At 62.5% G+C, this 12,631-nt stretch carries 9 protein-coding genes; 2 read left to right on the top strand and 7 right to left on the bottom strand.

Annotation, left to right across the window (positions count from 1 at the left end):
• Positions 1-23 precede the first annotated feature (23 nt).
• The 3 genes from ABI796_RS02065 to ABI796_RS02055 all read right to left on the bottom strand — a co-directional run bounded on the left by ABI796_RS02065 (position 24) and on the right by ABI796_RS02055 (position 3,876).
• Positions 24-272, bottom strand: coding sequence for a hypothetical protein (locus ABI796_RS02065; protein WP_141286318.1), 249 nt, complete (start codon positions 270-272; stop codon positions 24-26).
• A gap of 200 nt (positions 273-472) precedes the next feature.
• Positions 473-2,062, bottom strand: a complete 1,590-nt coding sequence (gene hutH / locus ABI796_RS02060; RefSeq protein WP_141286320.1) for a histidine ammonia-lyase — start codon at positions 2,060-2,062, stop codon at positions 473-475.
• A gap of 62 nt (positions 2,063-2,124) precedes the next feature.
• Complete coding sequence (locus tag ABI796_RS02055; RefSeq protein WP_373092190.1) at positions 2,125-3,876, bottom strand: urocanate hydratase; 1,752 nt, start codon at positions 3,874-3,876, stop codon at positions 2,125-2,127.
• A gap of 162 nt (positions 3,877-4,038) precedes the next feature.
• On the opposite strand from ABI796_RS02055, the gene ABI796_RS02050 reads away from it, so the two are divergent.
• Positions 4,039-4,476 (top strand): SRPBCC domain-containing protein, encoded by a 438-nt coding sequence (locus tag ABI796_RS02050; RefSeq protein WP_141286405.1) that lies wholly within the window; start codon positions 4,039-4,041, stop codon positions 4,474-4,476.
• 8 nt (positions 4,477-4,484) lie between these two features.
• Here the strand turns inward: ABI796_RS02050 and ABI796_RS02045 are convergent, their stop codons facing one another.
• The 3 genes from ABI796_RS02045 to ABI796_RS02035 all read right to left on the bottom strand — a co-directional run bounded on the left by ABI796_RS02045 (position 4,485) and on the right by ABI796_RS02035 (position 9,482).
• Positions 4,485-5,291: an IclR family transcriptional regulator gene (locus ABI796_RS02045; RefSeq protein WP_141286403.1), complete on the bottom strand. Its 807-nt coding sequence runs from the start codon at positions 5,289-5,291 to the stop codon at positions 4,485-4,487.
• 147 nt (positions 5,292-5,438) lie between these two features.
• Positions 5,439-6,176, bottom strand: a complete 738-nt coding sequence (locus ABI796_RS02040) for an Abi family protein (RefSeq protein ID WP_141286401.1) — start codon at positions 6,174-6,176, stop codon at positions 5,439-5,441.
• Between the two features lie 1,209 nt (positions 6,177-7,385).
• Entirely contained in the window at positions 7,386-9,482 is a 2,097-nt protein-coding gene (locus ABI796_RS02035) for an ALF repeat-containing protein (RefSeq protein WP_141286397.1), read from the bottom strand.
• 257 nt (positions 9,483-9,739) lie between these two features.
• On the opposite strand from ABI796_RS02035, the gene ABI796_RS02030 reads away from it, so the two are divergent.
• The gene (locus ABI796_RS02030) at positions 9,740-11,200 is read left to right on the top strand and encodes an amino acid permease (protein ID WP_141286395.1); all 1,461 of its coding nucleotides are present in this window, start codon (positions 9,740-9,742) and stop codon (positions 11,198-11,200) included.
• Here the strand turns inward: ABI796_RS02030 and ABI796_RS02025 are convergent.
• On the bottom strand, positions 11,197-12,600 hold the full coding sequence (locus tag ABI796_RS02025; protein WP_170224986.1) for an HNH endonuclease signature motif containing protein: 1,404 nt from the start codon (positions 12,598-12,600) through the stop codon (positions 11,197-11,199). The genes ABI796_RS02030 and ABI796_RS02025 overlap by 4 nt on opposite strands.
• Positions 12,601-12,631: the final 31 nt, after the last annotated feature.

Below are 12,631 nucleotides of genomic sequence, written 5' to 3'. Positions count from 1 at the left end.
CTTCTGCCTCAGCGAACTACCGCCTACGCCCGGCGGAGAGTCACGCCGTCGGACTTCATGAACAATTCCTTGCCCTCCTCGGTAACGCCCGGGCCCGAATGCTCAAGCCACACCACGTTCCCGCTGCCGGAGACTTCCTCGATCAGACCGGTGGCGATCACGTGGGCGTATTTGACAACTTCCACCCTCTCGCCCACCTTCAGCGTCTTCCAGTCGGTTACCACAGCCGTGTGAGCGCTTCGCCTGGACAGGACTGCTCCGCGTGCCTTCATTGAACTTCTACCCCTTTGTGGATGTTCTCTGTTGTGTATTGAGTTGTGTTGAACGGTTGACCGTCAAGCCCACAACACCGTTGTTGTGGACGTGACGTACACCATAAGTTCTACTACATTTGCCACGCCCCGGTGCTTGCGTTGCGAACAAAGACCGGGGCGTGACAAATATGCCCATCAAATGAGCGTTTTATTCGACGTCAGGCCAAAATCCCGACGGCGGATTCGGCGGCCGCACGGACCGCGCCGGAGCCAACCAGACGGTCAGCCGCTTCCAGTTCCGGCGACAGGAACCGGTCAGCGCCCGGGCCCTGGACCACTTCGCGAAGCACCTCAAGCACCGCCGTCCCGGCCGGACCCGGGGTGAGTTCGCCGTCGGACATTTGCGTCCGCATATCAATGGCGCGGGCGCTGGTGACCAGCTCGACGGCGAGCACGCGGCGAAGGTTCTCCACGGCCTTGCGCAGCTTCCGGGCAGCGTGCCAGCCCATGGATACGTGATCTTCCTGCATGGCCGAACTCGGGATGGAGTCCACTGACGCCGGGACAGCCAGCCGCTTGTTGTCAGAGACGAGGCCGGCCTGGGTGTACTGGGCGATCATGAGGCCGGAGTCCACACCGGGGTCGCCAGCGAGGAACGCCGGCAGACCGTGTGAGCGGGCAGGGTCCAGCATGCGGTCCGTGCGTCGCTCGGCAATTGAGCTGAGGTCCGCCACCGCGATGGCCAGGAAGTCCAGAACGTAAGCCACAGGGGCACCGTGGAAGTTGCCGTTGGAGGTCACGCGGCCGTCCGGGAGGACCACCGGGTTGTCGATCGCTGCGGCGAGTTCGCGGGAAGCGACCAGCGCTGCATGGTCCACGGTGTCGCGGACAGCACCGGCAACCTGCGGTGCGCAACGCAGCGAGTAAGCGTCCTGGACCTTGGTGTCATTGATCCGGTGGGAAGCAACGATGGGCGAGTTGGACAGCACGCGGAGCATGTTGTCGGCGCTGGCTGCCTGGCCCGGGTGCGGCCGCAGTGCAGCGTGAAGCTCCGGCAGGAACACCTGGTCGGTACCCAACAGGGCCTCGACACTGAGCGCCGCGGTGACGTCCGCCGTCGCAAGCAACAAACGAATGTCAGCAATGGCCATCAGCAGCATGCCGAGCATTCCCTCGGTACCGTTGACGAGGGCCAGGCCCTCCTTCTCGGCGAGGGTGACCGGCTCGATCCCATGCTGCGCAAGAAGCTCAGCAACCGGCGGCTGGCCAGCGGTTCCGTACAGTTCGCCGTCGGGACCCATAGCTTCACCTTCGCCCATGAGGACTAATGCGCAATGGGACAACGGAGCGAGGTCGCCCGAGCAGCCCAGCGAACCGAACTCGCGGACCAGCGGGGTGATCCCCGCGTTGAGGACGTCCACCATGGTCTGCAAAACCACGGGGCGGACGCCGGTGCGTCCCGATGCCAGCGTCTTGGCGCGGAGGAACATGATGCCGCGAACCACTTCGCGTTCCACTGCCGGGCCCATGCCGGCTGCGTGGCTGCGGATGAGCGACTTCTGCAGCTGCGTGCGGAGGTCGTTGGGGATGTGGCGGTTGGCCAGTGCGCCGAAGCCCGTGGAAATGCCGTACGCAGGAACGTCACTGGTGGCCAGATCGTCAATGTGGGCACGGACCTTGGCAACGTTGTCCAAGGCTTCCTGGGAGATGGTCACCTTGGCGTCGTGGCGTGCGACGGCGACGACGTCTTCCGGGGTGACGCCACTGGAGCCGAGGGTGACGGTGAGCTGTTCGTTGGATGGGGCCACGCGGACAGGGTTCCCTGGCCGAGCTTGCGAGGTTAGGGGGTTCGTGGGGAGGATGGTCACTTTTACTTGCTCTCTGGGGATTCGTTCATGGGGATGCGGACGCCGCGTTCGTTGGCGACCTCGACGGCGCGGTCGTAGCCGGCGTCGACGTGGCGGATGACGCCCATGCCGGGATCGTTGGTCAGGAGCCGTTCGAGCTTCTCCGCGGCGAGGTCGGTGCCGTCGGCGACGGAGACCTGTCCGGCGTGCAGTGACCGGCCGATACCGACACCGCCGCCGTGGTGGATGGAGACCCAGGTGGCACCGGAGGAGGTGTTGATCAGGGCGTTGAGCAACGGCCAGTCAGCAATCGCATCCGAACCATCAGCCATGGACTCGGTCTCCCGGTACGGGGACGCCACCGACCCCGAGTCCAGGTGGTCACGGCCGATCACGATCGGGGCCTTGACCTTGCCCTCCTTCACCAACTGGTTGAACAACAACCCGGCCTTGGCGCGTTCGCCGTAGCCGAGCCAACAAATGCGTGCCGGCAGGCCCTCGAACTCCACCCGGTCCGCGGCGGCGTCGAGCCACTTGTGCAGGTGCTTGTTCTCCGGGAAGAGCTCTTTGATCGCTTTGTCGGTGACGGCGATGTCTTCCGGATCCCCGGACAGGGCAACCCAGCGGAACGGGCCCAGGCCCTCGCAGAACAACGGACGGATATACGCCGGAACGAAGCCCGGGAACTCAAACGCCCGGGTGTACCCGCCCTTGCGTGCCTCATCACGGATGGAGTTGCCGTAATCGAACACCTCAGCCCCGGCGTCCTGGAACTCCACCATTGCCTGGACCTGGCGGGCCATGGACGCCTGGGCCTTCTTCGTGAACCCTTCCGGGTCAGCCTCAGCCTCGGTATGCCACTCGGCCACGCTGATGCCCTCGGGCAGGTACGACAACGGATCGTGCGCGGAGGTCTGATCGGTGACCACATCAAAGGTGATCTCCCCGGCCTTGTGACGGGCCAGCAGTTCCGGGAACACTTCGGCGGCGTTGCCCACATACCCTACGGACCAGCCGCGACGCTCATCCTTGGCCTTCTGGACCTTCTTGATCGCGGCGTCCAGATCCGTTTCCACCTCGTCCAGGTACCGCTTCCCGGCGCGGCGGCGCAGACGGGTCTCGTCCACGTCAACAATCAAGCACGCACCATCGTTCAGGGTCACAGCCAACGGCTGGGCCCCGCCCATGCCACCACACCCACCCGTCAACGTCAGGGTCCCCGCCAAAGGCCCCTCGGTGGAGCCCTCCGCTGCCGGTGCCGGGTGACGTGCGGTGTTCTGCCTGACAGCAGAGAGCTTGTTCCCGACCGCGGCAAAAGTCTCGTACGTGCCCTGCAGGATGCCCTGGGTACCGATGTAGATCCAGGACCCGGCCGTCATCTGGCCGTACATCATCAAACCCTCAGCCTCGAGCCGGCGGAACTCAGGCCACGTTGCCCAGTCCCCCACCAGATTCGAGTTCGCCAGCAACACCCGCGGAGCCCACTCATGGGTGCGGAACACACCCACCGGCTTGCCCGACTGCACCAAAAGAGTTTCGTCCTTCTCCATGGTTTCCAGAGTCCGGGTAATCGCATCAAAAGCAGCCCAACTACGCACAGCACGGCCCGTGCCACCGTAAACCACCAGATCATCCGGACGCTCAGCAACCTCCGGATCCAGGTTGTTCATCAACATGCGCAACGGCGCTTCGGTCTGCCACGACTTGGCAGTGAGCTCGGTACCCCGGGCGGCCTTAACCGGACGGGCACCAGAAGTGAAATCGGCGGGTGCCATGGTGACTCCTTCGTCTGTGGGAAGTAGGTGGAGGAAAGATCTTCTGCTTCTACTAAAGCCCCTTTACCGTGCGGCCGGAACGGCTTTTGAGGCGGTGCTGTCCGGGATTACAGACATGATCAACCCCTCGCATTTACTCGGCAATGAGCGCATGCTGGACCCATGGCAACGTACCGGGTGACAACCCTCGTCGCGGCGCCGCCCCAGCGCGTCTTCGCGATGTGGACGGACCTGGATCGGTTCTCCGAATGGATCGGAGGAGTCACCCGCGTCACCGATCGCACCGGCCCACCCAACCAGGCCGGCAGCCGCTATACAGTGTGGTTTGGACGCATGGCAAGCCCCACCCAAATCCTTGCCGCAGAGCCGCCACGGCACATCCGCACCCGCTTCGGCAACGCGATCCTGAAGGGTGAGTCAGATGTGAGATTTACGGCCGAGGGCCAGGGCACACGCATCCACCAAGAATTCGTCACCCGCGGATTCATCGCCGGGATTTTTGGCCGGCTCTTCGCCCTGGGCTCTTACAAAGGCAGCTTTCAAGGCGAGCTGGAGACCTTCAGGAAACTCGTCGAGAAGGAAGCCAGCGGTCGAGACTGAGCGCCACGTCAGGCCCCGGGCCGTCCGTGGATTCGCACCGACAGTTCGTCCGCCGCTTTCCGGATGCGGGCGGCCAGAACCGGCCACTGCTCAGCAGGCACTTTGTCCTCCAAGAACGTGACGGCGACTGCCGCCGTCGGCCATCCAACATGGTCCGTCACAGCGGCGGCGATTGAGCCGAACCCCGGCGTGATTTCGCCGTTTTCCGTGGCGTAGCCGCGCTGCCGCACTTGATCCAGATGCGATGACAGCGCGGAGTACTTCATGATGGGGAACTCAACTTCATGCCGTGAGGTGAAGGCGGCCGCATTTGGATACAGGGCGCGGACTTGCGACTTTGGCAGCGCGGCAAGAATCGCGCGGCCCGACGCCGTGAGGTGGCTGGGCAGGCGGACACCGACGTCAGTTACCAGGCTGGGGCGGTTCTTGGCCCGCTCCTCCACGATGTAGAGAACATCCCGGCCGTGAAGCACCGCCAAGTGCGCGCTCTCACCGATCACGTCCACCAGGGAAGCGAGCATGGGACGTCCCAGCCGGGACAGGGGTTCCTGACGCGAGTACGCAGAGCTGAGCTCGAAAGCGCTGATACCCAGCCCGTAGCGCTGCTCTTCATGCAGGTGCAGGACGAACCCATTCGCTTCCATCACACCCAGCAGGTGGTACACGCTGGAGCGTGGCAAGCCGAGGGCTGTTGCAATGTTCGACGCCGCCATGGGGCCGCGTCGCGAGGCCAACAGTTTCAAAATGCGCAGGGTATTCTCAGCGGCCGGGACCTTGGACGTGGCTTTGCCATGGGCGGTTGGCGTCGTTGTCATTATTCCTCGCTGCTCTGACGTAGTACGGGATCCCGGACACGGCTGTCCGGTATCCCGTACTCAAGCGTGCACCCTGCGCAGGGCAATCGCCAGAACTGAGCGCGCATGCGTGTCTGGAATGCCGGACACGTGGCGTCGGGAGTCGCGCTACTTCGGGCGGTTGGCGATGAGTTGGGATACGTTTGTCGTGGTTTTGAGCCAGTCCGCAAGATCCCGGTCAAGCATCGCGGCAAGTTTAAGGCAGGCGGCATGTCCGTCCTGAACCGTGAGCCTGGTGCTCTGTCCAGGAAGCGGAAATCCGGACACGAACGGCTCGTGGTGAGCGGCGCGGTTCCTGGCCGCATGGACAACGGCAACGATCCCGTGAGTCCATGATCGAGTGAATTTCACTTTGTCGGCCGCTGCAATGGCTCGGGCGCCTCGAAACGACTTCGAGAGTCCGTTTATCCAGAGTTGGTCGTGAGAGACGTGAAACCTCTGGGGCTCCTTTCCTACGTAGCCTCCGGGCTCCAGGAGACCCTTCCAAAAGCCAAACATCAGTCCTGCAACCAAGTGCCCGGGCGTTTTGCGTCCTTGCGGCAACCTGCCCCATGCTTCCGCCAATTTGCTTCGGCTTGGGCCGTCAAGGCCAATGTCCTGCTTGTACCAGTCAAACCCATAAGCCGAGTGGAGTTGCTTTGCCATTGAGTTCCTCAGGGCCACTTCGATAATCGCAACATCAGCAAGCACAGCCGCTGATATGTCCCGGTCCCAGACGTAGAGTTTTCGCGCCAGGCTCACGTCTTGCCCGGCCGCAGCCAAATACGTTCCCATTCGAATGGGTGTGACTGCCTCGTCCAGAGCTCTGTTGTGCGCCCCGTTCGACCACAGCTGGGAGTTGGACACGAGCTGGCTCCTTGATAGGATTGATCCCGAAGTCCCCGGACCCGCCTCTCTGGACCAGAGCCATGATGCGGCCGGGGTTATTTTTTTCTTGAGTCTAGGCGACCCCAGGTGGTGGGCAGAATCCGGTACACTCAGTCGCGGGCGGTCAGCCGCCCTCGCCTGGGTACGCTCCGACCAGTGACCCGACGGCTAAGCAGTCTTGGACGCCGCTGACATTCAGAACTTTGCAGGTTGGGCTTTGGCTCCCTACAACGGCGCAGGTCGGTGCGCTCAAGGGAAAACATGTCTACCCATCATCTGCTGACTCGTCGCGCACGGCTCCGTTCACAAGCCCTTCAAGAGCCCCATCGTCTAGCGCACGCTCACCTGTTGGCAATCTCCAGCCGTGATCCGGTAACTGTTCCTGCCGGGGCTTGGCAACGCCGCCTCGAAGGACAAGTTTTTCGGCAGCTAGGCTACTTTCACATCGCCGACAGGCATCAAGACGGCATGAGAATCACTAGGATCTGCCCCGGCAAGGAATCACTCGAAATCTCTTTTTCGAACATGCCCCGCTACCGGATCTCTAGGCTCGCCAACTCTTTGCCATCCTGGTATGCCGGCGAGCAAGTCTTGGCGAATGGGTACCCGGGCCTAAGATACCGACCCTTGCCTCAAGCGCAGGGAATCGAGTTCTATGTCCTAGCTAGGCCATGCTCAGTAATCGTCAGGGGCATCAGCGTCGCAGCATTCGAGGAAGCATGCCACCCGAATTTAAACGATGAGCTCCAGGGAGCCCGAACAGAACAATATCTCCACCGTGTCGAGGCGCTTTCTACCAGGCCCGAGGGACACGAATCAGACTTGGCCGTGAGTGCGATCATCCGTCGCGCTGGAATCTTTCTCGCCAGCAACGCCGACAGCATCGACTTATGGTCAACGAGGCCCGACCGACTCAGCGTTGAGATCATCACCCAAGACCGATCCGAGCCCACGTTCAATAAGATCATCTCGGGTCTAACCTCGACCGAATTCACGCCACGCTTACTCATGACCAAGACCGAGGGACACCGCGGATACCGAACCACGTTCCGGGTGGAAGGCTCAGCAACGGAGATTGACCTCAGAATCCAGACGCTGTAATCCGAGTGCCATCAGGAATTCGACGCCCGGATTACAGACCGGCACGTCCCATTGAGCCTTAACCTCTAAGCGGTGGACTTACTTCCCTCACGCTGACGCTGCGCCCTTACGCCGAAGCAGGAACGTAATGGCTCCCGCCGCAGCCAGGACCAGCGCCACGATCAGCCCAATAGTCCATCCGCTCATCCCCGCAGAGGAAGCGGCCAGCGGGGTGGCCGCCTCTTGGGACTGGGAATCAACCGACGCGGAATCCTTGGCAGCTGAAGCGGCCGGCGGCACCGAAATGCTCGGCGCGGGCGACGGAGTGGCGGCAGGTGTTGCGGCCGCCTCGGCCGGGGTACCTGTTTCAGCAAGTCCGACGGCGGGAGCGTAGTCGCGGGGCCAAGGAACGATCACTGGGGCTGCTCCGGCACCGGAGTGCTGTGAAACATCAACCTGTCCGGCTCCAGCCTGGCCGGGCTGTCCACCAGCAGCGGCCGCGGCAGCTTCGGCCTGGCGTGCAGCTTCCGCGGCGGCTTCCGCTTGGCGTGCGGCTTCGGCTTGGCGTGCCTCTTCCGCTTGGCGTGCCTCTTCCGCGGCCTTGGCAGCGTCGGCCGCCTTACCGGCGTCGACGGCTGCTGTGTCTGCAAGCCCAACAAGCTCGGCGATCATGGCGTCGATAGAGGCAACGTGGGCAGTGGTTGCCGCGTCTCGATCGGCGGCTGCAAACTGCCAGACCGTAGCGAATGCTTGCGCGTCTGCCCGGCTACCTTCCAGGGCTATATTGGCGGCAACCCGCAGTTCCAGATCTGCATCGTCCAGCTTCTGGTAGGCGAGGATGCGGTTGTCGAGCTCCTGCGCCTGAGCCAATCCGTACTCAAGGAAGTAGCGGGTATCCGGGTGACTCCAGGACTTTCCGGCTATCGAGGCCGCCTTGCGAACGTATTCGCCGCCCGTAGCGTGGAGCTGGGCAACGCGCTGCCTCTCGTTGAGCATGACGGTGCCATCCAACGTTTCTGCAGCATCGTGCCCGACGGTGATGAAGTCCTTGATCGCGGCGTCGCCACCCAGCAGCGCGGCCTCCGCGGCTTTCCGAACCTCCGGTGTACCTACCAGCCCAAGGTCCAAGGTGGCTTGGCGTGCTTCGTTGATCAGGGTGTTGAGGTCGGCACCGGGGGCCGTCAGGGTTGCGAGTAGACCGGGCACTTCTTTGGCTGCCTTGGCAAAGGCTTCCCGTAGTGGCTTCTCAGTGATCATGCTTGCGCCGTCGATAACAGCACGTGGGAGTGCCTGCGCGGACTGGAATTTCCAATCGGCCATCAATCTGGCGGTGTCTGCTTCCCTCGCAGCTGATGCCGCATTTTTGGCTTTCTCTATGGCGGCCTTCGCGCGATCAGCAACAGCTGCGGTGCCGTTGGGGTTGGCTGCGACATCGGCCTTGACCTGCTGGAGCAGCCCGGACACTGTCCTCAACTCAGCGTCGTGACCGGCAACCACAAACTGGCCGTAGCGAAGGAAATCGGCCACCACATCCCCGTTTTCGGTTTTCAGCGCGGCCTCCGCAGCGGCAGAGACTGCAGGATTCTCGGAAGCCAACACCGCATAAGCCGCCATGCGGTCCGTCATCCAGACCTTGGCGCGCCAGCCCTCAAGGACAAACTTCTCAATAGCCCCATCGCCCTTGTCCAGACTCTCGGCCGCGGCGCGTTCAACATGGACATTGCCGTACTCCTGAAAGAACGTAGCAGCGACTCTGAGGTCACCCTTCCACGTCTCGGCCCAGCCCGTAGCAAGGAACGCATCGATCGTCGCGGGGTCATTCGCCGCCAGGATCTTTTGCGCAGTTGAGCGAACATGCGCACTTCCCCGCGTCGTCAGCTCGGTGACCAGCTGCTTGCGGTCCGCGGCGAGCGTGACGTCCTGTCCGGCGTCGAGGAATGCCTGAAGCGCATCGGCGCCACCCACCAGCGCGGTCGCAGCAGCGGCGCGGGTTGCAGGGCCACCTGTCTTCCACAGCTCAACAACGCCGGCAGTATCAGTGGCCCGCTCCACGAACGGGACAGGAGCCTGAGCGGCGTGCGGCACCTCAAAGGTGGGAATGTCGTAGGCCTGGGCTGGAGCAGCGAAGAGCAGAGAAGCCCCAGCTGCAACGGCAATCAGGGCAGCAGTAACACGGCGCCGGGTAGCGCGGAATGAAGATAACAAGGGTCCCCCAAGTAACGAATGCGATTGGCAGCACGGAGTTCAATGGGGGCGACGCGGATGCGAGGGATGCCTGACCTGTGACGAGCTGTCCGCGGTCATCATATCCGACTACGGACTATGACTTTTACCACTCCTAAAAACAGAGTCATGAGACTGTCTGCGATCAAAGACACCAAACCCCCGTGAGTCCCATCACAAGGGCGTCAAAAGTGATCTGCTGGATAGCGATCCCCTCCCAAAGACGAGAAGGTTTTACTATGCAACAAACCAAGCTGGCTGCGGAGAGCTCTGTCCTCCAAGCCGCGGGTACGGCGCTCAGCCGAGGCCTCAACGTCCGTCACATTCGCTTCATGGCGCTCGGATCCGCGATCGGCACCGGCCTTTTCTACGGCTCCGCCTCCGCCATCCAGAAAGCAGGACCCGCCGTCCTGCTGGCCTACATCATCGGCGGCGCTGCCGTGTTCATGGTGATGCGTGCGCTGGGCGAAATGGCTGTCCGACACCCGGTATCCGGCTCCTTCGGCCAGTACGCGTCCAAGTACCTGGGACCATTCGCGGGCTTCGTGACCGGATGGACCTACGTGTTCGAGATGGCGATCGTAGCTATCGCCGACGTCACGGCCTTCAGTATTTACATGGGGTTCTGGTTCCCCCAGGTGGACAGATGGATTTGGGTGCTGGCCATCATCCTGTTCCTGGGTGCCATGAACCTGCTCAGCGTGAAAGTGTTCGGGGAGCTTGAGTTCTGGTTCTCGCTCATCAAGGTGGTGGCGATCATTGCAATGATCGTCGGCGGAGCAGCGATCATCGTCTTCGGTTTCCAAACGGGGGACGGCGGTGGCGTGGCACCGGGACTGGGGAACCTGGTGAATCACGGCGGTTTGTTCCCGAACGGTTTTGAGGGGCTACTGGCCGCGTTCGCCGTCGTCATGTTTGCCTTTGGCGGCATCGAGACGATCGGCATCACGGCAGGCGAGGCCACGAACCCCAAGAAGGTGATCCCGCAGGCAGTTAATACTGTGCCGGTCCGCGTGCTGCTCTTCTACGTATTGACGTTGGGCGTGCTGATGAGCATCTTCCCCTGGAACGAGATCGGCAGCAGCGGAAGTCCGTTTGTGCAGATTTTCGATGGTCTGGGGATCCCTGCCGCACCGCACATCCTCAATGCCGTGGTCATCACGGCCGCGCTTTCTGCCATCAACAGCGACATCTTTGGGGCCGGACGCATTCTCTTCGGGTTGGCCCAGCAAGGGCACGCACCCAAGAGCTTCAGCAAGATCTCCCGGCACGGCGTTCCGTGGATGACCGTGGTGATGATGGGCGGCATCCTCCTGGTGGGCGTGGTGTTGAACGCGGTCATTCCGGAGGATGTGTTTGTGCTCATCGCTTCAATCGCTACCTTCGCTACGGTCTGGGTTTGGGTGATGATCCTCGCTTCGCATGTGGCCATGAAGCGGGAGATCAAGCGCAAGGGACTGCCGGAGTCGGAATTCGGTTCGCCGCTATGGCCCATTGCATCCATCCTGACCATGGCGTTCATGGCCATGGTGATTGTGATTCTGGGCGTCTTCGAAGACACCCGTGTTGCCTTGTACGTGGGTGGCACTTGGCTTCTCCTCCTGTTCGTTGCCTACAAGCTGTGGGTTCGCGGGGGCGGCCTTCGCCGGGCTGAGCTGGTGGACGAGACCGCGCAAATGCCGGTTGTGAAGGCGCGCTAGTTTCTCAGACGCGTGGACTTATGCCCCGGAAGCGGTGGCGCTTTGGATTTGTAGCTATGCCCGGTGGGGGTGCTGACACGGATCGTGTGCACGTCACCGGGCATGCTCTTTGCGGACCAGCCAGGATTTTCCTTTGTGTGGTTGCAGGCTTCACAAAGCCCGGCCCCATTGTGGAGGTTGGTGCTGCCTTCTGAATGCCAAGGAATGACGTGGTCGATGTGTCGGATGGGCGCGTCGCAGTAAGGCGTACGGCACGTGTGGTCCCGGATGCGGATGAAGCGCCTCAACTGTTGGGGGAAGAAGCGTGCTTTTGAGTCCATCGTAAGGAGCTCACCGCTGCCGGGAGCGGTGTAGAGGCGGCGGAGCAGCACTGCGAACCCGCTGCGATCCGTTGGCTCCTGGTCAGGCTGGGGCTGATCCTCAGAGCCGCATTGATCCTCAACCAGAAGCGCCCTGGCCCATTCCGAGGGTACGATTCCATAGCCTTCCAGCCGGGCAGGCTCAGAGTCGCCTTGGAAGAGCGCGCGATCGGTCATCACAAGGTTGAGGTTGATACCTGAGACACCTCCCGGCGTTCCGGTAACGCGTTCGATCAGGGTGTCTGCCATGACCTGCCCACGGGTCCGGGCGTCTCCGCTGGAGCGCATGGAGTCGGCCGTCCGGTTGAGCGCGGCATAGACGGCTACGCCCTGGGCAACGGGGAGAAGCGCCGTCAGGTACGTCATGGTGTCCGGTGCGGGACGTAGGCTGACGGTCCGTTCCGTGGCGGCGTGACTGGCCCGCTGGGCCACTGACCGGGGATCGCGACGATATGCGGCTGCTTTTGCGGCGGCGATGATGGCTTTGTCTCCGGCTCCGTCGAAGGTTCCGGAGTCAGGGGCAAGTTCCTCGTCCACTGCGGCCCGGTCCTCGACGGACAGGCAGGCTGTTTCCTTCACCAGCAGCGTGGCCCGCCACTCGTTTATTTGCCCCGACTCCAGCGCTGCCATGGTCCGCGGCATCTCCATGACCAGCGTTTTGGCAAGACCAAAAAGCCTTGATCCTTTGTTGGGTGACTCCCGCCGTGCCAGCGCCACCTGTGCAGCAACCCCTGTGTCGCACTTTGAATCTGGCACCCCCGCGTGGGCTTGCCCGGCTCGCTGCGCAAGATCGAGCGCCACCGCAGCCCGGGCCTGCCGGGCGGAAACAGCAGACTTCAGCTCCTCAAGATGGCGCATCTCATCTATCAGCTCAGAAGAGCCGGCGCTCATGGGAAGCGACAGCAGTGCAAGCCTGAGTCCGCGAACGCCCAAAGCGCCAACAGCCATTTCAGGAGCTACAGGCGAGGAAACCGGGATACCGGCAGGCAGATCCGGCGGCGAAGCCACTGATACGTGCTGCGATCCCTGCATTCTGTCCATAGAGCCACTCTGCCAGCGCCTCCGAACCAGC

It is taken from the genome of Paenarthrobacter aurescens (assembly GCF_041549525.1).
In the GTDB taxonomy this organism is placed as follows: Bacteria; Actinomycetota; Actinomycetes; order Actinomycetales; family Micrococcaceae; genus Arthrobacter; species Arthrobacter aurescens.
Note: the sequence above shows the minus strand (reverse complement) of the source record. Positions and strands in the feature narration are given on the sequence as shown.